Source organism: Bacteroides caecigallinarum, assembly GCF_021531075.1.
In the GTDB taxonomy this organism is placed as follows: domain Bacteria; phylum Bacteroidota; class Bacteroidia; order Bacteroidales; family Bacteroidaceae; genus Phocaeicola; species Phocaeicola caecigallinarum_B.
Window position 1 is genome coordinate 1 of sequence record NZ_JADYTJ010000005.1, and the last position, 21664, is coordinate 21664.

The 21664-nt window shown below is 41.4% G+C and carries 16 protein-coding genes; 10 read left to right on the forward strand and 6 right to left on the reverse strand.

Going from position 1 to position 21664, the window contains the following annotated elements:
* Window positions 1-311 precede the first annotated feature (311 nt).
* Window positions 312-2639, forward strand: coding sequence for a transglycosylase domain-containing protein (locus tag I6E11_RS02320; protein WP_235336204.1), 2328 nt, complete (start codon window positions 312-314; stop codon window positions 2637-2639).
* A 126-nt stretch (window positions 2640-2765) separates the two neighbouring features.
* Here the strand turns inward: I6E11_RS02320 and I6E11_RS02325 are convergent, their stop codons facing one another.
* Both I6E11_RS02325 and I6E11_RS02330 read right to left on the reverse strand, forming a co-directional pair.
* Window positions 2766-4931 (reverse strand): S46 family peptidase, encoded by a 2166-nt coding sequence (locus I6E11_RS02325; RefSeq protein WP_394800090.1) that lies wholly within the window; start codon window positions 4929-4931, stop codon window positions 2766-2768.
* Window positions 4928-7093: a S46 family peptidase gene (locus I6E11_RS02330; protein WP_235336206.1), complete on the reverse strand. Its 2166-nt coding sequence runs from the start codon at window positions 7091-7093 to the stop codon at window positions 4928-4930. The genes I6E11_RS02325 and I6E11_RS02330 overlap by 4 nt, the downstream gene beginning before the upstream one ends.
* A 305-nt stretch (window positions 7094-7398) precedes the next feature.
* Here I6E11_RS02330 and I6E11_RS02335 point away from each other — a divergent pair, with 305 nt between their 5' ends.
* The 4 genes from I6E11_RS02335 (at window position 7399) to I6E11_RS02350 (ending at window position 10106) form a co-directional block, all read left to right on the forward strand.
* Window positions 7399-8091 (forward strand): DUF4369 domain-containing protein, encoded by a 693-nt coding sequence (locus I6E11_RS02335; protein ID WP_262911644.1) that lies wholly within the window; start codon window positions 7399-7401, stop codon window positions 8089-8091.
* Between the two features lie 159 nt (window positions 8092-8250).
* Window positions 8251-8805 carry a DUF4251 domain-containing protein gene (locus I6E11_RS02340; protein WP_235336208.1) on the forward strand — a complete coding sequence of 185 codons (555 nt, stop codon included), beginning with the start codon at window positions 8251-8253 and terminating at the stop codon, window positions 8803-8805.
* A gap of 29 nt (window positions 8806-8834) precedes the next feature.
* Entirely contained in the window at window positions 8835-9452 is a 618-nt protein-coding gene (locus tag I6E11_RS02345) for a DUF4136 domain-containing protein (RefSeq protein WP_235336209.1), read from the forward strand.
* A gap of 18 nt (window positions 9453-9470) precedes the next feature.
* Window positions 9471-10106, forward strand: coding sequence for an outer membrane beta-barrel protein (locus tag I6E11_RS02350; protein ID WP_235336210.1), 636 nt, complete (start codon window positions 9471-9473; stop codon window positions 10104-10106).
* A gap of 99 nt (window positions 10107-10205) precedes the next feature.
* Here I6E11_RS02350 and I6E11_RS02355 read toward each other — a convergent pair whose 3' ends face one another.
* Window positions 10206-10793, reverse strand: a complete 588-nt coding sequence (locus tag I6E11_RS02355) for a Crp/Fnr family transcriptional regulator (RefSeq protein WP_235336211.1) — start codon at window positions 10791-10793, stop codon at window positions 10206-10208.
* Between the two features lie 22 nt (window positions 10794-10815).
* Window positions 10816-11703, reverse strand: a complete 888-nt coding sequence (locus I6E11_RS02360; RefSeq protein ID WP_235336212.1) for a YitT family protein — start codon at window positions 11701-11703, stop codon at window positions 10816-10818.
* A 229-nt stretch (window positions 11704-11932) separates the two neighbouring features.
* On the opposite strand from I6E11_RS02360, the gene I6E11_RS02365 reads away from it, so the two are divergent.
* The 3 genes from I6E11_RS02365 to I6E11_RS02375 are packed head-to-tail and all read left to right on the forward strand — an operon-like array spanning window position 11933 to window position 15895.
* Window positions 11933-13162 (forward strand): LL-diaminopimelate aminotransferase, encoded by a 1230-nt coding sequence (locus tag I6E11_RS02365; RefSeq protein ID WP_235336213.1) that lies wholly within the window; start codon window positions 11933-11935, stop codon window positions 13160-13162.
* Between the two features lie 59 nt (window positions 13163-13221).
* The gene (locus I6E11_RS02370; protein WP_235336214.1) at window positions 13222-15411 is read left to right on the forward strand and encodes a glutamine synthetase III family protein; all 2190 of its coding nucleotides are present in this window, start codon (window positions 13222-13224) and stop codon (window positions 15409-15411) included.
* A gap of 28 nt (window positions 15412-15439) precedes the next feature.
* Complete coding sequence (locus tag I6E11_RS02375) at window positions 15440-15895, forward strand: TspO/MBR family protein (protein ID WP_235336215.1); 456 nt, start codon at window positions 15440-15442, stop codon at window positions 15893-15895.
* Between the two features lie 276 nt (window positions 15896-16171).
* On the opposite strand, the gene serB is transcribed toward I6E11_RS02375, so the two are convergent.
* Entirely contained in the window at window positions 16172-17398 is a 1227-nt protein-coding gene (gene serB / locus I6E11_RS02380) for a phosphoserine phosphatase SerB (protein ID WP_235336216.1), read from the reverse strand.
* Window positions 17399-17427: 29 nt separating this feature from the next.
* Window positions 17428-19389: an alpha-L-fucosidase gene (locus tag I6E11_RS02385; RefSeq protein WP_235336218.1), complete on the reverse strand. Its 1962-nt coding sequence runs from the start codon at window positions 19387-19389 to the stop codon at window positions 17428-17430.
* Window positions 19390-19502: 113 nt separating this feature from the next.
* Between I6E11_RS02385 and I6E11_RS02390 the strand changes: the two genes are divergently transcribed.
* Window positions 19503-20204, forward strand: a complete 702-nt coding sequence (locus I6E11_RS02390; RefSeq protein WP_235336219.1) for a nucleoside-specific channel-forming Tsx family protein — start codon at window positions 19503-19505, stop codon at window positions 20202-20204.
* Between the two features lie 16 nt (window positions 20205-20220).
* Window positions 20221-21507 carry an NCS2 family permease gene (locus tag I6E11_RS02395; protein ID WP_235336220.1) on the forward strand — a complete coding sequence of 429 codons (1287 nt, stop codon included), beginning with the start codon at window positions 20221-20223 and terminating at the stop codon, window positions 21505-21507.
* Window positions 21508-21664 lie beyond the last annotated feature (157 nt).

Below are 21664 nucleotides of genomic sequence, written 5' to 3' on the forward strand. Positions count from 1 at the left end.
GATGTATATATATCTGAAAGAAAAATGATGGGAAATAATTATTTCATAGTTAGATATGTAATTATGAATATATTTAAGTTTCTTACGAGTCTAAGTAAGAAGCTTGACAGAAAATATTAAAATGTATGAAATAAATCTTCCGGTATTCTTATTTAGTATATCGGAAGATTTTTATTTATGTTAAGCATTATTTCTATTACTAGAAAATATCGAACAAAATATATCATTCCCAACGTTTTTTTGTACTTTTGTAGCGATTTGTCCCTTTTTGGAGAATTAGGGAACTGATATGTAACAAATAAGCTATTTCAATGAGAAAAACTTTTATCATCGTACTTTGGGCGTTGCTGCTGATAGGTATGCTGGCAACGTATATTATATTTTCTGCTATCTCGGATGGCAAGATTGGCTATGTGCCACCTATCGAGGAACTGGAAAATCCTAATCTTAAGTTTGCTACTCAGGTTATTTCGGACGACGGAAAAGTGTTGGGAACATGGTCGCTAAGTAAGGAAAACCGTTTGTATGTGGGCTATGAGGATTTGTCGCCAAACTTGGTGCATGCCCTTGTGGCTACTGAAGACGTTCGATTCAGCGAACATTCAGGTATCGATGCACGGGCATTTATGCGTGCCGTTATCAAGCGTGGTGTGTTCATGCAGAAAAATGCCGGTGGTGGTAGTACCATTACACAGCAGTTGGCTAAGCAGTTTTATTCGCCTACAGCCGATAATGTGATGGAACGTTTGTTGCAGAAACCTATTGAATGGGTGATAGCTGTTAAGCTGGAACGCTATTACACAAAAGAAGAAATCCTTACGATGTATCTCAATAAGTTCGACTTTTTGAATAATGCTGTGGGAATAAAGACTGCTGCTGGTACGTATTTCTCAAAAGATCCTAAGGATTTGAGTATCGAAGAGGCTGCTACACTTATCGGTATGTGTAAGAACCCTTCGCTGTACAATCCGCGCCGTTTCAACGAACGTACACGCGGACGTCGAAATGTGGTGCTCGACCAGATGCGTAAGGCTGGATACCTGACAGAGGCAGAACGTGACTCTCTCCAGGCATTGCCTTTGGTGCTGAAATACAAGCCTGTTGACCATAATGACGGTTTGGCTACATACTTCAGAGAGTATCTCCGCGGTGTGCTCAATGCCAAGAAGCCGGTGAAGAAGAATTACCGCGGATGGCAGATGCAGAAGTTCTATGAGGACTCACTGGCATGGGAGACAAATCCTCTGTACGGATGGTGTGCCAAAAACAAGAAAAAGGATGGTTCGAATTACAATCTTTACACAGACGGATTGAAGATTTATACTACCATAAATTCACGCATGCAGCAGTATGCCGAAGAGGCTGTTCAGGAACATGTGGCTGAGTATCTGCAACCTCGTTTTTTCAAGGAAAAGAAAGGAAGGAAGACTGCACCATACACCAATCAGCTTACTCCAGAGGAGGTAGAGACAATATTGAACCGTTCTATCAGGCAGAGTGAACGTCGCCGTGTGATGAAGGCTGCCGGATATTCGGATGCTGAAATCATGAAGGCTTTCAATACTCCGCGTGAGATGACTGTATTTACATATCAGGGTGAGAAAGATACTATCATGACTCCTCTTGACTCTATAAAATATTACAAGCACTTCCTTCGTGCCGGATTTATGTCGATGGACCCTATTACAGGATATGTGAAAGCATATGTGGGTGGACCAAACTATGACAATTTCAAGTATGATATGGCTATGGTGGGACGCCGTCAGGTGGGTTCAACCATTAAACCATATTTGTATTCGCTTGCAATGGAAAACGGTTTCTCTCCATGCGACGAGACAAGAAACGTAGAGGGTACTTACTTCGATGAGAACGGTATTGCATGGACACCGAGAAACAGTTCGAAGAAGCATTACGGCGAGATTGTTACTCTGAAATGGGGGCTTGCAAACTCGAACAACTGGATATCGGCTTATCTTATGAGTAAACTCAATCCATATGAGTTGGTTAGGTTGATTCATTCTTTCGGTGTTCTTAATAAGGAAATACAGCCTACCATATCTTTGTGTCTTGGACCTTGCGAGATTTCCGTGGGCGAAATGGTAAGTGCATATACGGCTTTTGTGAACAAGGGAATACGTACGGCACCGCTGTTCGTTACACGTATAGAGGATAACGACGGTAATGTGTTGGCCACATTCTCTCCTCAGGTGAACGAGGTGATAAGTGAAAGCAGTGCCTACAAGATGCTTGTAATGCTTCGTGCGGTAATAAACGAAGGTACCGGTGGACGCGTAAGGAGATTGTATCATATTACAGCCGATATGGGAGGTAAGACAGGTACTACCAACAATAACTCCGATGGTTGGTTTATGGGCTTTACTCCAAGTCTGGTATCCGGATGCTGGGTAGGAGGTGAGGAACGCGATATTCACTTCGACCGTATGGCTGACGGCCAGGGTGCCTCAATGGCTCTTCCTATCTGGGGTATATATATGAATAAGGTTTATGCCGACAAGACTCTGGGATATTCTCAGGAAGAGAAATTCGATATACCTGATGAGTTTGACCCTTGCAAAGACAAGGTGTCAGAATTGGAAGAAGAGAATACAAGTCGTCTTGACGATTTGTTCTTTCAATGATAATAAGATTTAAACGGCATTTAAATGCCGTTAAATCATAACAAAAAAATCGCGCTTTGACGTTTCCTGTAGGACAGGGGAGTCAAAGCGCGATTTTTATTTGTTCACTGTCGTTTGTGAACAGGCTTATTTGATAATCGTCATCTCATCAATCAAATGTCCTGCTCCTGCAAACTTGTCAATTATAAATAGTATGTATCTGATGTCTACACAGGCTGCACGCTGCAATTGAGGATTATATGCTATATCACCTGTAAGTCCTTCGTAGTTGCGGTCGAAGCCTGTTCCTATCAGTTCGCCATTGCTGTTGAATACAGGGGAACCAGAGTTACCGCCAGTATTGTCTGTTCCTGTTGCAAAGCATATCGGCATACGTCCGTCAGGCATTGCATATGGACCGAAATCCTTGTTTTCGTATAGTTCCTTAAGCTTTGCCGGAACAACGAATTCAGGATTATTAGGGTCTTCTTTCTCCATTACTCCTTTCAGTGTTGTGTAGTACAGATATTCCACCCCATCTGCCGGTTCGTAAGAACCAATCTTGCCGTAAGTAAGTCTCAGTGTGGAGTTGGCGTCAGGATAAACCGGTGTTCCGTTCTTTTCCTTCATCTCGAGCATTCCTGCCACCCATGTCTTGTGGGCAAGATTGTAAGCGTCCGTTTCGGCTTTCATGGCGTTCGATGTTGCATCGTATCCGTGTTTTACAGATTTTGAGTACCTTACCATCAGGTCTTCACGAAGAGTCTTAGTGTCAGGAGTCTGCAGGAAGGCGTCAAGTGCTGCCTGGCTACGGAAGATGGAATTGTCGAAACAAGCGTCAACAAAGGCATCTGTGTTTCCGCCGAACGATTCGTCAATTTGCTTGAAGATGCTTATGCGCTGTTCAGCCGGAATTAATTTTGCATAAAGAGCGATAAGCTGTTTTGAAACCTTACGGTCCACTTCCGGATTGTAGTCCTTGTTGTAGAATTTCTTGTAGGCTTCTTTCAGCTTTTCTGTTTCTTCCTTTATGGCTTTTTTGTCGTTAGTTTCAAGAGCATTACGGAGTGCATCTGTATCAGGAACCTTGTAGAACTCTGTTCCCAACATGAGTGCTTCGTATATAGCCTGCTGGTGATAAACGGCATTTCTGCGTTTTGCCACTATCGAGCGGATGGCATCGAAGGCTTCCTTATAGCTGTTGTTGCCTGTTTCACGCCCGTATTCCAGAAGGTGTTCCTGCTGTTCTTTCTTCTTGTCTAGAACTTTCAGTTTCACAAGTCCTTCGTTCATTCCTATTGCGTTCTTCCAGTAGTTGGCAGACGATGCGTATTTGGCAGCATACTGTATGCGTGTCTTTGCATCTTTAGCCATTTCTTCGCCAAGCACTCTAAGGCGTACACCGCGGATGGTGTCGCGCATGAAGTTTGTGGTCTGCATGCGTTCTTCCACTTCGTCGCTTATCATGTATCTCCAGTTTCTTCCCGGGAATCCCATAACGAAAGTAAAGTCACCTTCTTTCACACCTTTCAGGTTGATTGCGATATGTTTCTTCACTTTCAGAGGAACGTTTGTTGCGCTGTATTTGGCAGGTTTGCCGTTCTTGTCGGCATAGATACGGAAGATAGAGAAATCTCCGCAATGGCGTGGCCACATCCAGTTATCAGTGTCTGCACCGAACTTACCTATTGATGAAGGAGGTGCGCCTACCATACGGATATCCTTATACACAGTCTTTACGAAAAGATAGTATTTGTTGGCCCCATAAAAAGGTTTGAGCTCCAGAACGGTGAATTCGTCAGTCTTGATTCTTTCTTTCTTTGCAAATCTGGCAGCAACTTTCGATAGGTATGATGGCGACAGATAGTTCAGTCCCTCAGGGTCTTTGTCTTTCTTGAGCTGTTCCTTGACGTAAGTTGTGACATCCAGAATCTTGTCGATAAAGGTAATGGTGAGACCTTCGCAAGGCAATTCCTGCTCACGTGTCATTGCCCAGAAACCGTCTGTCAGATAGTCGTGCTCCACAGAGCTGTGCTGCTGTATGTAGCCGTAACCGCAATGATGGTTGGTAAGTACAAGACCTTCGGCAGAAATAACTTCGCCTGTACATCCGCCTCCGAAGTGTACCACTGCATCTTTCAGCGATATGTTGTCGGGCGAATAAACATCGTCTATGCTGATGTCAAGCCCCATATCGTACATTACTGCCGCATTCTGTTTTTTCAGGTCGGTCAGCATCCACATTCCCTCGTCGGCATATCCGGCGAGGGTGAATGTGGTGAGTAGTGATAGTAATATCGTTTTTTTCATTATTCTACGATTGTCATTTCGTCAATAAGGTTTTTGCATCCTCCCAGTTTTTCTACAATGAAGAGAACGTAACGGATATCCACTGCAATACAACGCTGAAGGTTGTTGTCGAAGTTGATGTCGCCGCTCAGTGATTCCCAGTTACCGTCGAATGCACAACCTATAAGCTCTCCGTTGCCGTTCATTACAGGTGAACCAGAGTTACCGCCAGTAATGTCGTTTGTAGTAAGGAAACATGTAGGCATTTCACCGTTTGCCATAGCATAACGTCCGAAGTTCTTTGTAGAGTATAGTTCTTTCAGTTTGGCAGGAACCACGAATTCAGGGTTTTGTGGGTCCTCTTTTTCCATTACACCTTTCAGTGTAGTGTAGTATTTGTAGTGTACACCGTCTTTCGGGTCGTATGGCTTAACATTTCCGTAAGTCAGACGGATAGTGAAGTTTGCATCCGGTGCTTTTGGTTCCGGTGCGTACATTTCGCAAAGTCCCCTTACGTATGTCTTGTGCAGCAGATTGATACCTGCACTTGCTTTTTTAAGTTTTTCTGAAAGTTTCTTGTTCATTTCAGCTTTGGCTTCAGAATACTGTACCATAAGGTCACCTTCGATAGCTTCTACAGTAGGATTGCTGATGAACTTGTTGAAGTTCTCTTCGCTAGCAAAGATAGAATTGTTGTAGCAAGCGTCAATATAAGCATTGTAGTCGCCGTTGAATTTAGTCTTGATAGTTTCGTAGAACTTAGGAAGGGCATCAGCAGGAACTTTGGAAGCATAAAGAGGAATAAGGACTTTTGCAACCTTGCGGTCAACTTCGTGGTCGTAGTCCTTGTTGTGTACATCTGCAAATTCTTCTTTGAGCGCTTCAACTGCTTTTTCGATATCTTTCTTCTTGTTCTTTTCAAGAGCTTTCTTCAGATTGTTGAAGAGTGTATACGAAGATTCGAATTCTATACCTGTTCTGAACACTTCGCTGAAGTAAGTTGACTGAGTGCGGATTGGTTCAACTGTCTTTACGTATGTATCTATTTTTTCTACTACACCCTGATATTCAACATTGCGTTTAGCCATAGCGAATTTGGCAAAACGTGCTTCCTGTTCAGCCTTTGTTTCAAGCACTTTGTTGTCGATGATGGCTTTGTTCATACCGATAGAGTTCTTCCAGTAGTTGCTTGAGCTTGCAAATTTGCTCGCATACTGGATACGGACCTTGTCGCTTGCAGCCATTTCTGCTCTCAACACGTTCTGTCTGGCTTCGCGAACTTCAATTCTAGGAGTGTTTGTACCAGTCATTCTCAGTTTCACTTCGCTTTCAGTCAGATATCGGCTTGTGCTGCCAGGGAATCCCATAATCATGGCATAGTCGCCTTCCTGAAGCCCTTTCAGAGAGATAGTGAGGTATTTTTTCGCCTTCAATGGAATATTGTCCTTGCTGTAGTCGGCAGGATTTCCGTTTTTGTCTGTATAAATACGGAACATAGAGAAGTCGCCTGTATGACGAGGCCACATCCAGTTGTCTGTTTCACCACCGAATTTACCGATAGATGAAGGTGGAGCAGCCACCATACGAACGTCTGTGTAAGTCTTGATGTAGAACACGTAGAATCTGTTACCTTCGTAGAAAGGCAATGCCATTGTAGTGATACCCGGAGCTTTCTTGAGGTCGCTTTTCTTAAGTTCGTCGGCAGCAATCTTTTTCAGATATTCGCTTCCGAATGATTCTGCTTCTTCTATTTTTCCTTTTTCGATGTCTTTGTTCACTCTGTCTGTAACGTCAACGATGCGTTCTACAAACTTGAATGTCAATCCCGGAGTAGGGAGTTCTTCTTCCATACTCTTAGCCCAGAATCCATCTGTCAGATAGTCGTGTTCTACAGAACTGTGCTGCTGGATTGCATCATAACCGCAGTGGTGATTAGTAAGGATAAGTCCGTTTGGAGATATGATTTCGCCTGTACATCCTCTTCCGAAAATACCTACAGCATCTTTCAGTGTAATCTGTTCAGGATTGTAGATGTCGGAGATGTTCATTTTCAAACCTTGTGCCTTCATCTTGTCAGCCAGATTCTGTTCTTTCATCAGCTGCAGAAGCCACATTCCTTCGTCCGCCTTCGATGGCGTGAATACTGAGCACAGAAGTGCCAGTGCCAAAACTTTGATTTTCTTCATTTGACTATAGTTTTTGAATTGTTATTGTTTAAAATTTTCAAAAGTGACCAATTGAAAAGTAAAAGCAGTACATTACTTTATCAATGAGCACAAATAGGACACAAAGATAACATTAAAGGAGAAAATAAGTTCGTTTTTATGATATAAAAATATTCATTTTGTAATATAATACGAAGTTTTTCTGCTAGTTTTCATCTTTTTTAAATGTATAATCGTCACGTATTTAGTATAATTTGTGATAAATATTTTCATGTGTAGTTATAAAGACACTAACTTTGCACACGAAATAAATTCTTTTAATTTGTATGTATAGATTTTGTTTTGTCTTATTGTTTATAACAACATTGACGTCCTGCGGAAAGAAATTTAAGATAGATGGCATGACTTCGGTATCAAGTCTTGATGGGAAGATGCTGTTTGTGAAAATTCTCTCTGGTGACCAACTTGTCAATTTGGATTCTGCTGAGGTAATACATGGTTATTTTCAGATGGAAGGTAAGGTGGATTCTGTCGTGTTGGCTTCATTATATATGGATGATGAATGTATTATGCCACTTGTTCTTGAAGAAGGCAGCATTAAAATAGAAATAAACAATGTAGGCATTTCTATAAAAGGTACACCTCTTAATGACAGTTTCAACAGGTTTATTGAAGATAAAACAGCTATCGACGATAAAGCATACGAAGTGGAAAGAGAAGAAAGTCGTATGATAATGGACGGTGTAGATATAAATACCGTGCAGATGGAGATTGACAGACAAAGAACTGCGGTTGCACAACAAATGGATAATCTTGTCAAGACTTTCATTCAAGAGAATTATGAAAATGTTTTGGGACCGGGTGTATTTATCATGATAGGCAATTCATTGCCTTATCCTTTCATGACACCAATGATGGAAGAAATCGTAAATGAAGCTCCGGCAACTTTTAAAGATAATTATCTTATAAAAAACTATATCACGTTGGCCCAGAAATATAAGGACGGGGCATTGAATTGATATTTATAAGTTCAGATTCGTTTATAGATATTGGAACTCTGAGGGAAAAGTTCCTAAATAATATTCTCATTTCCCTATAATCATATAGGAAAAATCCGTTTAGTAGGTAAGATTTTCATTCTATTTTTGCTCTTGTTAAAAAAGAAAGGAGAATAGATTATGAAAATCTTTATTTTTTTATTTACACTGTTTGTTTCTTTTATATCAAATAGTTTGTACGCTCAGACCACCGATAAGAGTGCGGTAGTGGACAGTGACGCCGTAGAACTGAATATTGATAGTATCATGTTTTTAATGGCCGAAAAAGCTGTAATAGATAAAGGATTTACACTTGAAGCCGATAAGGTAGAGTTTAAGTATGGTCAGACAGCTTTCGTCAATTCAAACACAAATTTTGTTTCTGTCAATGGAGATAATTCAGTAGTTCAGGTAGCTTTCAATATTCCGGTTTCAGGACCGAATGGTTTGGGAGGTATAACTCTGGATGGAAAAGTTTCGAATTATGAGGTCAATAAAGACAAAAAGGGTAATGTGGATATCTCAATGAATGTCATGGGTACAGGTATCTCTGCCAGAGTGACTATAAGTCTGTTTGCAGGAAGTAACAGAGCATCGGTTACTATTTTACCAAATTTCAATTCTAATAGAATAACACTGGTCGGGGTTATTGTTCCATCGCACTTGAGCAGAGTGTTTAAAGGAAGTTCTATATGATAATTTTAAAATAAATATTTAGTATGAATATGAAGAAGTTATTATTTTACGTTTGTCTGCCGCTATTGGCGGTGGCATGCGAGAAAGATCCGGATATGTCTGAGTTGGATGCCGATTTGGCTGTGTATACGGATTATGACAGTAGTGTGGATTTTGGTACATATAAAACTTATTTCTTGCCGGACAGTATTCTGGAAACAGGAGGATATAAGGCTAGTTATTGGAAAGATGAGAACGCGATGAAGATTATCAATGCTGTAGAAACTCAGATGAATGAGCGTGGTTATACCCGTCTTACAGATCCGGAAGATAAAGATAATGCGGATATAGGAATTCAGCTTTCGTATGTCAATGAAACTTATCAGGTGGTTTCCGGAGGATATTTCGGAGGATGGTGGGACTACGGATATTGGGGCCCTTGGTGGGGAGGATGGTATTATCCTTATCCTGTAACCTACACTTATGATACCAATACTTTGGTTATGGAAATGGTGGATCTGACTGGCGATTCTGAAAGCAAGAATATCCCTGTAGTGTGGTATGCGAATGCTTCAGGTGCACAATACAGTGGAATTTATAATTTACAGTTGCTTGTAAATGCTGTAGGACAGGCATTTAAGCAGTCGGAATATATTAAATGTAATTAATAATCAGGAGGAAAGGTAATGAAAACTATAAATATGACTATCAGAAGAATGCTGGTCCTTTGCTGTTTGGTTTGCGGCGTTCTGGTAACAGCAAAAGCACAGTGGAATGCGCGTAATCTGAGTTTGGTGATAGACTGGCAGGTGAATGCTCCGTTCTCAACAGATTTTGCCGATAAAATAAGCGGATGGGGTATGAATTACGAATTGAAATATAATGTAACACCAAGGTGGAATCTGGGTGTGTTCGCTTCATTCCACACCAATCATCAGTATGTGGAAAGGCAGACATTGCCTATATCATCTACCGAGAGTCTGACTACCGACCAGCAACGTTCTGCTTTCCAGGTGCCGTTTGGAGTGGTGGCAAACTATAATCTGTATAACGGAAAGCATCTGGAACCTTATGTGGGAATAAAGGCCGGCACTATGTATGCTAGGAATACCACTTATTATGGCATAAACGGTTTGTATGACAAGGCTTGGGGAGCATACCTGTCTCCTGAAATAGGATTTAACATATACCCATGCAAATCGAAGAACTGGGGATTCCATGTGGCAGGTTATTACGGTTATGCAACAAACAAGACTTACACTTTGACCAGCGATATAAACGGACAGAATAATGCCGGATTTCGCGTGGGTGTGATATTCTAATGGATTGTGGATAAATAAAAACAGGGTATCCGAATTGCATTCTTTGCGTTCAGATGCCCTGTTTTGTATTTGTTTTTTATGTGTGTAAAATACGTTTGCTTATGATATTAAGCTGGACGAACGTACTCTGCTTAGAGTCTCCGGTGTCATTTGCAATAGAGATGCGATGTAAATAAGTGGAGCTCTTTTCAGAATTTCCGGATGCTGCTGCATCAACTTATTATATCTCTCATTTGCAGGTTCAAATCTTAGTGTGTCAGCTTTCCGCTGCGAAGTTATCAGAGAGTTTTCAAAGATTCTTCTGTATAGTGTTCCTATTTCACTGTTTATTGAAGCCAGGTGTACAATTTCGTTCTTGTTTATTTTCCAGGCTATGGTAGGCTCCAGTGCCTCTATCATCAATTTTGTAGGTTCTTCGTTGAAATAGCTCTCCAGGCACACTATTATGGCATCTTCGTAACCGATATGTTCTGTCAAGTCTTTGTCGTATTTGAAATAGAACTGGCGTGTCATACCTTTGTCTATGAAGTATAAGGAGTCGCAAACCTGACCTTCGTCAAGAATTCTTTCTCCTTTTTTATATTTTTCGGGGACTAGTATCTCGGCAAAAGTCTTCAGTACTTCTTTTGATAAAGTACAATTTAATGATGATGCAATTCGTTTGGCTATATCTATATTTGAATTCATATTCATGCTTGTATTATTAGATTTATTTAACTTTGATTTTGTCGAATCCTTCACCGAATACCCCGATAACGGCACTTTGTGATACAAAGGCGTTAGGGTCGATATCTTTTATCAGACGGAAAATAGTGTTCGACTCTCGTTTTTTGGCCAGTACGAACATCATTTTTACATTGTTATGTGTGTAGCATCCTACTCCGTCTATAAAAGTAACACCTCGATGCAGGTCTTTGTTTATTCTTTTTCCTATTTCTTCGTATTTCTGCGATATTATAAAGAATTGTACAGACTGGCGTGCACTGTTTACTACCTGGTCTAGTACAAAACTGGAGATGAACAGGACTACATATCCGTACACTACCTTTTCCCAGTCGTGCAGAACCAGATAGCTAGATGAAATGATTATAACGTCGCATATCAGTATAACCCTTCCCAGTGTTATGTCACGATATTTGTTTATGATAGCTGCAATTATATCCGTACCACCCGTACTTCCGTTGGCCGAAAATGCCACACCTATACCCCCACCACAGAATGATGCTCCAAGCACACATGCCATGAAAGGTTGGTCGTTTATTAAAGAACCTTTTACAAAATGCTGGAACACAGGGGTGGAAAAGGTAAGAACTCCTACGGCAAAAATGGTTTTAAGGCAGAATTTCAGTCCAAGTATCTTTAAAGCCAGAAGAAGTAATGCGAAATTTATTAGCAGATAAGTATATTGTACGGGGAATCCTGTTGCCCAATATACAACTGATGCTATTCCCGGCACAGCACCTGAAGGCAGATTGTTGGGCAATAAAAATACGGTCCAACCGACAGCATACATCATCATCCCAAGCGCAATTAAAAGATAATCTTTCGTTTCTCTCAGCAATTGCTGTCTTTTAGTAATTGGTAATACAGAACTCATTTTTGTGATTCTTAATTATAAGTCCAACATTTATTTTAATTAAGTTGATGCAAAGGTATAAAAAAAATAATGATTGATATAAATCAAGTGTAAAAAATATAGGAGACAATGAAATGATAAAAAAACGCAATAAAGGTGTAGCTTGATATACAAAAGCATGAAACTATATTTCATAAATGACATTTTTTTTGTATTTTTGCGCCAAAATAGACTAAAAAGAGACAATAATATGGCATTGGTCAACGAACATTTGTTAAAACTTCCCGACAATTATTTGTTTACTGATTTAGCGAAAAGGGTAAATACATTCAAGGTTACCCACCCTAAGGCCGATATAATAAATCTGGGTATTGGCGATGTCACTCGCCCTATACCGCAATCATGTCTTGATGCCATGCACAAGGCATTGGAAGATCAGGCTAAAGCTGAGACATTCCACGGATATGGACCAGAACAGGGTTACAGCTTTTTAATTGATGCCATTATCAAACATGACTATGCAGCAAGGGGAATATCTTTAGAACACAGCGAAATCTTTATTAATGATGGTGCCAAGACTGATTCCGGAAACTTCGGAGATATTCTCAGACATGACAACAGTATTGGCGTTACAGACCCGATATATCCGGCATATATAGATTCAAATGTATCGTGCGGGCGTGCAGGAACGTTAGAAGATGGCTACAGATGGAGCAATGTGATTTATATGCCATGCAGTCCGGAAAACAATTTCATTCCGCCGATTCCGAAACAAAGGGTGGATATCGTTTATTTGTGTTTCCCCAATAATCCAACCGGTACGGTTCTCAGCAAGCCGGAACTGAAGAAATGGGTCAATTATGCCCTGGAAAATGATACTCTTATTCTGTTCGATGCTGCCTACGAGGCTTATATCAGGCAGCCTGACATTCCGCATTCCATATATGAAATAAAAGGCGCAAAGAAAGTGGCCATTGAATTCAGAAGTTATTCCAAGACGGCAGGATTTACAGGTATCCGATGCGGATATACCGTGGTGCCGAAAGAGGTTACGGCTTCCACATTGATGGGAGAGAGGATTTCGCTCAACAAACTTTGGCTTAAAAGGCAGACTACAAAATTCAATGGTGCCTCGTACATAGCACAGCGAGGCGCAGAAGCCATATATACCCCGAAGGGAAGAGAGGAAGTAAGGGCAATGGTGGATTATTATATGGAGAATGCCCGGATAATGAAAAAAGGACTCACCAGCATTGGCCTGAGGGCTTATGGTGGCGAGAACGCACCATATCTGTGGGTAAAGGCACCAAAGGGTATGACCTCGTGGGGATTTTTCGACAAACTTCTGTATGAAGCACAGGTGGTAAGTACCCCGGGTATAGGTTTTGGGCCAAGCGGCGAGGGATATATTCGTCTGACGGCATTTGGCGACAGAGACAGATGCAAGGAGGGAATACAGAGAATATGCAATAATATATAGACTCTGAATATAAGAAAAAGAAACAACCATAAATATAGAAATATACAAATTTAGGTATTATGTCACAATTAAGATTTAAAGTAGTAGAAGAGGCTTTTCACAAGAAACCTGTTAATGTGCCATCGCCATCGCAGCGTCCTGGTGAATATTTTGCCAAATACGTTTTCAACAGAGAGAAGATGTTCAAGTATCTTCCAAGCAAGGTTTATTCAAAGCTTATTGATGTAATAGACAATGGTGCTACTCTGGACCGCAGCATAGCAAACGAAGTGGCTGCCGGAATGAAGAAATGGGCGGTAGAGCTTGGAGCTACACACTATACTCACTGGTTCCAGCCGCTTACTGAAGGTACGGCAGAAAAGCATGATGCTTTCGTGGAGCACGACGGCAAAGGCGGAATGATTGAAGAATTTTCCGGAAAACTTCTTGTACAGCAGGAATCAGACGGTTCGTCATTCCCTAACGGAGGTATCCGTAATACATTCGAGGCTCGCGGATACAGTGCTTGGGACCCTTCATCACCAGTGTTCGTCGTTGACGATACTCTGTGTATTCCTACAATCTTTATTGCATATACAGGCGAGTCGCTCGACTATAAGGCTCCACTTTTGCGTGCCATACATGCAGTGACTAAATCTGCACTTGACGTAATACACTATTTTGACCCTTCTGTAAAGAAAGTATATTCATACTTGGGATGGGAGCAGGAATACTTCCTCGTAGACGAAGGTTTGTATGCCGCACGTCCGGACCTGTTGCTCACAGGACGTACACTGATGGGACATGAGGCATCAAAGAACCAGCAGCTTGAGGACCACTATTTCGGTGCTATCCCTACACGTGTGGCTGCATTCATGAAGGATCTGGAAATACAGTCTCTTGAACTTGGTATCCCTGTCAAGACACGCCACAACGAGGTTGCTCCAAACCAGTTCGAACTTGCTCCTATATTCGAGGAATGTAATCTGGCTGTCGACCACAACATGCTTGTCATGTCGCTCATGCGCAAGATTGCACGCAACCACGGATTCAGAGTGTTGCTTCACGAAAAACCTTTCAAAGGTGTAAACGGTTCGGGAAAACATAACAACTGGTCGCTCGGTACTGATACAGGCGTACTGCTGATGGCTCCGGGCAAGACTTCTGAAGAAAACCTCCGTTTCATCACATTTGTGGTAAATACATTGATGGCCGTTTATCATCATAACGGATTGCTCAAGGCTTCTATCATGAGTGCTACCAACTCTCACCGTCTTGGAGCTCACGAAGCACCTCCTGCAATCATCTCTTCATTCCTCGGCTCTCAGTTGAGCAAGGTGCTCGATCATATCGAAGAAAGCAAGGCAGACGAGTTCATGTCATTGAGCGACAAATTGGGCTTGAAGCTTGACATCCCTCAGATTCCTGAACTCCTTATCGATAATACTGACCGTAACCGTACTTCGCCATTCGCATTTACAGGAAACAGATTTGAGTTCCGTGCTCCGGGTTCTGAATCGAACTGTGCAAGTGCAATGATAGCATTGAACACTGCCGTTGCGGAACAGTTGATGATATTCAAGAAAGAAGTAGACGAACTTATCGAGAAGGGTGAACCTAAGATGTCGGCTATTCTTCAGACTATCCGCAAATATATCAAGATATGCAAGCCTATCCGCTTCGACGGAAACGGTTACAGCGACGAATGGAAGGAAGAGGCAAAACGTCGTGGTCTGGACTGCGAAACAAGTTGCCCACTGATTTTCGACAACTACATGAAGCCTGAAACTATCAAGATGTTCGAGTCTACAGGTGTAATGAACCGCAAGGAGCTTGAGGCCCGCAACGAGGTGAAATGGGAAATGTATGTCAAGAAAATCCAGATTGAAGCCCGTGTGCTTGGCGACCTCGTAATGAACCATATTGTTCCTGTAGCTACTGAATATCAGACAAAACTTGTGGACAATGTATACAAGATGAAGTCGATTTTCACTGATGATGAGGCTAACAAATTGTCGGCAGAGAATATAGCCATTATCAAGGAGATAGCCGAACATACTGCATATATTAAGGAAAATGTGGATGCTATGGTTGAAGCCAGAAAAGTGGCAAACAGAATAGAGTCAATCCGCGAAAGAGCAATAGCATATCATGACAATATTGCTCCTATGCTGGAACTTATCCGCTACCATATCGACAAGCTTGAACTTATCGTCGACGACCGTATGTGGACACTTCCAAAATATCGCGAACTTCTGTTTATAAGATAAAAATCATTAAACATAAATCCTTTCAGTTATGAAGCGCATTATCAATTACATCTGGCCTGTACTGCTATGTTTCGGCATAGGTTTTGCAGCAAGCAAACTTCAGGCTGAGTCTATGGTTGAGTGGTATCCTCATCTGAATAAGTCAGGTTTGACACCTCCGAACATAGCCTTTCCTATAGCATGGTCCATTATATATCTCCTGATGGGACTTTCGTTGGGACGGGTGCTGAACAAGGGATATAAGACAGGTGTCTTCATCTGGGCTGTACAGCTGGTTCTGAATTTCCTTTGGAGCATATTGTTCTTCACCATGCGTATGCCGGTTTGGGGGATGGTTGATATATTGCTTCTTGATGCTTCTGTCATTTGGTTTATGATGGCCGTAAGCAAGAAAGACAAACCTGCACTGTATATGTTTATACCTTATATACTATGGCTGGTTGTTGCTACTTATCTGAACGGATATATCGTGATAAATAATTGATATTACTCTTACAATACTGAAATCCCGGAACAGACACAGATGCTTGTTCCGGGATTTTTTATTCGTAGTTTTTTGGTGCTGACGATGGTCGGTAGCACTGCCCACTATCGTCGGTAGCATTGCCCACCATCGTCAGCAGCATTGCCCACTATGGTCGGCACCAGAATTTTTCGAGACATCTTTATAAATTTTAAAAACAAAAGCCCCCTCAAGCATGAATCTGTTTCTGAGTAATTCATGCATGAGGGGGCATCTTTTGTATACTTAGTGTTTAATTTACAGTTTTCCTTTTTCGTCCAGATAAGAATCCTTGAATCCTAGGAAATATAACACTCCGTCCAGACCTATGGTGTTGATGGACTGTTCTGCATTTTCCACCACTTTAGGTTTGGCATGGAATGCTATTCCCAGTCCGGCTGTCGAAAGCATAGGCAGGTCATTCGCACCGTCACCCACGGCTATAGTCTGTGCTATATCTACCTTTTCCACCTGAGCCAGCAGTCTTAACAGTTCGGCCTTACGCTTTCCGTCCACTATTTCTCCAAGATATCTGCCTGTGAGTTTTCCGTTCTCTATTTCAAGTTCGTTGGCATAAACATAGTCTATTCCGAATTTGCGCTTCAGATATTCGCCGAAGTAGGTAAAACCTCCTGATAGGATTGCAATCTTATATCCATAGTGTTTCAGTACGAACATCAGTCTTTCCACCCCCTCGGTTATAGGCAGGTTTTCGGCTATATCTTTCATTACACTTTCGTCCAGCCCTTTCAGCAGTGCAACTCTTTCTGTGAAACTTTCCTTGAAGTCTATTTCTCCGCGCATTGCCCGTTCTGTAATTGCCTTTACCTGTTCGCCCACTCCGGCGCGTTCCGCCAGTTCGTCTATACACTCAGTCTGTATCAGTGTAGAGTCCATGTCGAAACATATCAGTCTTCGCATACGGCGGTACATATTGTCAAGCTGCAGAGAGAAGTCCATTCCCATTTCGCTGCTCAGTTTCATCAGGCTGCGCTGCATTTCAACTCTGTTGTTCAATGTTCCTCTCACCGAGAATTCTATACATGCCCTTACGCTGGCCTTTTCTTCGTCCAGTGGCACTCGTCCGGTAAGTCGTTTTATGGAGTCTATGTTCAGTCCCTGTTCTGCAATTATTTTTGTGGCAGCGGCTATCTGTTTTGCTGTTAGCCTTCTGCCAAGTATGGTTATGATATACCTGTTTTTCCCCTGCATCGAAACCCAGTTTTCATACTCTTCTACCGATACCGGATAAAAGCGAATATTTACACCAAGTTCCGAAGCCTTGAACAGGAGTTCTTTCATTATATTTCCCGATTCCGTTTCCTTGCTCTTGAATAAAATGCCAAGTGACAGTGTCTGGTGTATGTCTGCCTGACCTATATCCAGAATAGTAACGTCGTATTTCGACAGAATTTCTGTGATTGATGCAGTCAGCCCCGGGCGGTCAATGCCTGTTATTCTTATTAAAGTCAGTTCTGTATTCATAATGTTCCACTATGTGTTTTTCTTTGTTGTTATAGTGCTATTCTCCTAAGTCGTATGCGCAGGTTTGCCAGCTCCGTATCGTCATGTTCCGAAGCTAGTCCGGTTTGTCGTACACTGAGAGTGTGATTTTTCTTTTTGCTTGTTTCTGTAAGTGTGAAATCCTGTTTGTATATTGTCTGGTTTTCAGACATCCGGAGTATATAACTTATGTTTTTCCCTAGCCTGTTGTATACTCTTATTACAATCCTGTTATTTCCTTTCTTGAGGCGTAAAAGAACCTTTTCTGTTCTGAATTCACATCCGTACGGATTCAGGTGCTTCATTATAGATTTTCCGTTCAGGTAGATTTCTATACCGTTACCTGCTCCGGCGTCTAAAATGATGTTTTGTTCTTTGGGTGAGTCAATTTCCTGCATTACATAATACGTGTCATGTGCATTGGCTGCAAAAGTCTGTTTGCCAGTGGGTGTTTCCTTCCATGCGGAGTCTTTCATCGGTGGATTTACCATGCTTGTGTCTATGCTTGGCAGAGCATGGAATGTTTTGTCCTCCGGTCCGCATATGTATTGTTTTCCCCACACCGTTCCTTCGGCAACGGTCAGTGTCGATGCCTTGCCGTTGTCAAGCTTCACGTTGTATGTATTGTCGTCAAGTTCTATTTGCAGATTTTTCCCTTTTTCCTGTTCGGTATATATCAGTTCAAGCTGTTTTAGCATGAGCTGTTCGAAGTACCATGAATATTTCACTGTACTTTTATACGTGGTGCTGAAGTCAAATCCGCTTATGCTATACTGTGGAACAGCATTGTCCCTTTTCAGTGTAATAGTCCTTATGGGGGCAGGCAGTTGTCCGTCTATGTTCTGTTTGAACTTCAGTGTCAATACGTTTATTGTCTTACTGTTGTATGCCGATGCTGGTATGGCAATGTCCACCAGTCCGTTTCTCTGTATGCATGTGGCAAGTTTGCCGTCTGCATTTTCAAGTTCGTATTCAGGCATATACAGTTTTATTCTTCCGTCTTTTGGATATTTGCCCGACAATATGAAGTACAGTATATTATCCTTTGCGGTAACTGTTCCCCAATCGAAACTTTCCAAAAAAGGTGAACGTCTTGTCTGGTATATGGCATTGCCGTTAGTTTTCATCCAGTTGCCTATACTTATCATTATTTCCTTGTCGTACGTTCTTATCCTACCGTCGTTTTCCAGATGTATTCCAAACATGAATCCTCCGCCGCAGGACACGGCATCCGTCATCTTCTGTATTATTCTTTTTGCATCCGACTGGGCATTGTCAATTTCTATGGAAGAAGTAGGAAACGTTAGCGACGAATCGTAACGCCAGTTGCATTCCAGAGGGCCTTTGTCGAAATGAAACTTAAGGATATTGCAGAAATCGTACTGTCCGTTGCCGGCATTGTTGCTTACCATACAATCGGGCTGCACTTTGTGTATCAGTGCATATATTTCTTTGCTCTCTTCAGGAGTCTTTACCTCCATATCGAAGTCTATTTCCGATATTGGTCCATATTCTGTCAGTAGCTTTGTTATCTGTTTTTTGGTATTATCATTCAGCTTTTCCTGAGCTTTATGTTCCGTATCTTCGTGTTTGTCCGGCAAGGAATAATAAAGTCCCAACTGTATGTTCCTTTTACGGCATGCTTCACTCAATTCTTTTATAATATCCCTTTTACAGGTCTTGCTGTCAGGCAGTGCGTTGTAAAAATATATGTTGCCTATTTTGGCAGGTGCAATAATGGTGCGCATACCCGATACTGCTGCAAGAGCGGCTATAGAATCTGCATTGAACATATCACAGCTCAAATTCCTGGCAGATGGTTCGTTTTTGGAATCTTTCTGTATTGGTAAAATAATCTTCATGGCCAGCTTATTGTCCAGCCATGTTTGTAATGCTTTTTCTGATACTTGTGCGGAAACACAGTTTATGGATATTAACAATAAAGAGAATATGGATAAAATTCGTATCTTCATAATATATAATGATATAATGATGAGCAAAGATAATTACTTCTTTTGTGATATGCTAACTTTTCATTAATTTTACGGCTCGTATTTATAAGTATTATTAAAAACTAAAAAAGACAATGAAAAAACTGTTTTTATCAATCATCATTTGTATGATGGCAGCTATTGCCGGTGCGCAGAATGTTCAGTTGCATTATGACTTCGGTAGTTCGATTTATGACTCTCAGAACACAAGAGCAAAAGTTACAACTACTGTAGAAATGTTCAAGCCCGACAGATGGGGTAGTACATTCTTCTTTGTGGATATGGACTATGCCAAGGAAGGAGTGGTAGGAGCATATTGGGAAATAGCGCGTGAACTGAATTTCTGGGGTGGACCATTCTCTGCACATGTGGAATACAACGGTGGAGCAAATGGTATAAACAATGCTTACCTTCTTGGTGCCACTTATACATGGAACAATGCTGATTTCTCTAAAGGATTTACATTCACTCCTACATATAAAATCATCCAGAAAAATCCAAAGCCGCATAACTTCCAGTTGACAGCTACATGGTATCTGCATTTCTGTAAGGGTAAATACACGTTCACCGGATTTGCCGATTTCTGGAAAGAAAAACATACAGATTTCGAGAAAGGCGAAGAACATAACTTTACTTTCATAACAGAACCACAGTTCTGGGTGAATTTGAACAAGTTTGATAAAGTGGCAGATGATTTCAATTTAAGTGTAGGTACAGAGTGGGAAATTTCTTCAAACTTCGGTATAATGAATGGTTGGAAGTGGATGCCTACATTGGCAATGAAATGGTCTTTCTAAAAAAATATAAATCGTCATGTTAGAAAAACTTTTCGGATTCGACAGGAATGTTACCCGTGTGCGTACTGAAATTCTGGCGGGTATCACTACATTCCTTACTATGGCATATATACTTGCCGTAAATCCTAATATCCTTAGTGCTACAGGTATGGACAAGGGTGCCCTGTTCACTACTACTGTGGTGGCTTCTGCCTTTGCCACACTGCTGATGGCATTCTATGCAAAACTTCCTTTCGGACTTGCTCCGGGCATGGGGCTTAACGCTTTCTTTGCATATACCGTGTGTCTCACTATGGGATATACATGGCAGTTTGCTCTGACTGCTGTATTGATTGAAGGTATTATCTTCATATTATTGACAGTTACAAATCTGCGCGAGAAGATTGTTGATGCGATACCTGTCACACTGAAGAATGCCATAGGTGCCGGTATAGGTCTGTTCATCTCTTTCATCGGATTGCAGAATGCCGGTATTATAGTGAACAACGATGCTACACTTATCAGCATGGGAAATATCACTTCCGGACCGGCGTTGCTTGGTATGATAGGTCTTGTAATAACTTCCATCCTTTTGGTCAAAGGAGTAAGAGGTGCATTATTGTTTGGTATTCTTATCACAACACTGATAGGTATTCCTATGGGTATCACTAAGTTCGATGGTATCATCAGCACTCCTCCTTCTATAGAACCTATCTTCTGGCAGTTTGAATGGCACAATATATTCACAAAGGAAATGATAGTAGTGGTGTTTACATTCCTCTTTGTGGATATGTTCGACACTATCGGAACATTGGTGGGTGTTACTACCAAAGCCGGAATGATGGACAAGAACGGTAAGATACCTCATCTGAAACAGGCTTTCATGGTCGATGCCATAGGTACCACAGCCGGTGCCATGCTTGGAACAAGTACCATCACTACATTCGTAGAGAGTGCTTCAGGAGTAGGCGAGGGTGGTAGAAGCGGTCTTACATCGTTCGTTACTGCTGTCTGCTTCCTTCTTTCACTGTTTCTTGCTCCTTTCTTCCTCTCTGTTCCGGGAGCAGCTACAGCACCTGTATTGATTCTGGTGGGACTGATGATGATGTCATCGGTTCTGAAAGTAAATTTTGCCGACTATTCCGAAGCTATTCCTGCATTTATCTGTATCATCTTCATGCCTTTGGCATACAGTATTTCGGATGGTATCGTACTCGGAATGATAAGCTACGTTCTTATAAACCTGCTCACTGGCAAGTATAAGAAACTCACAATTGGTATGTATATACTGGCTGCAATATTCGTATTGAAGTTTTTTGTCTGATAATAGATAACGTTGAGCGAACGCATAATTAACGCCTGGTGAACACTGAGTGAACGGTGTTCTCCAGGCGTTTTTTATGTGTTCATTATATGTTCACTGGGTTGAATTTAGGATTTGCGAAATATAAATTCTATCTTTGTGTTTAAGATAAAAAAAT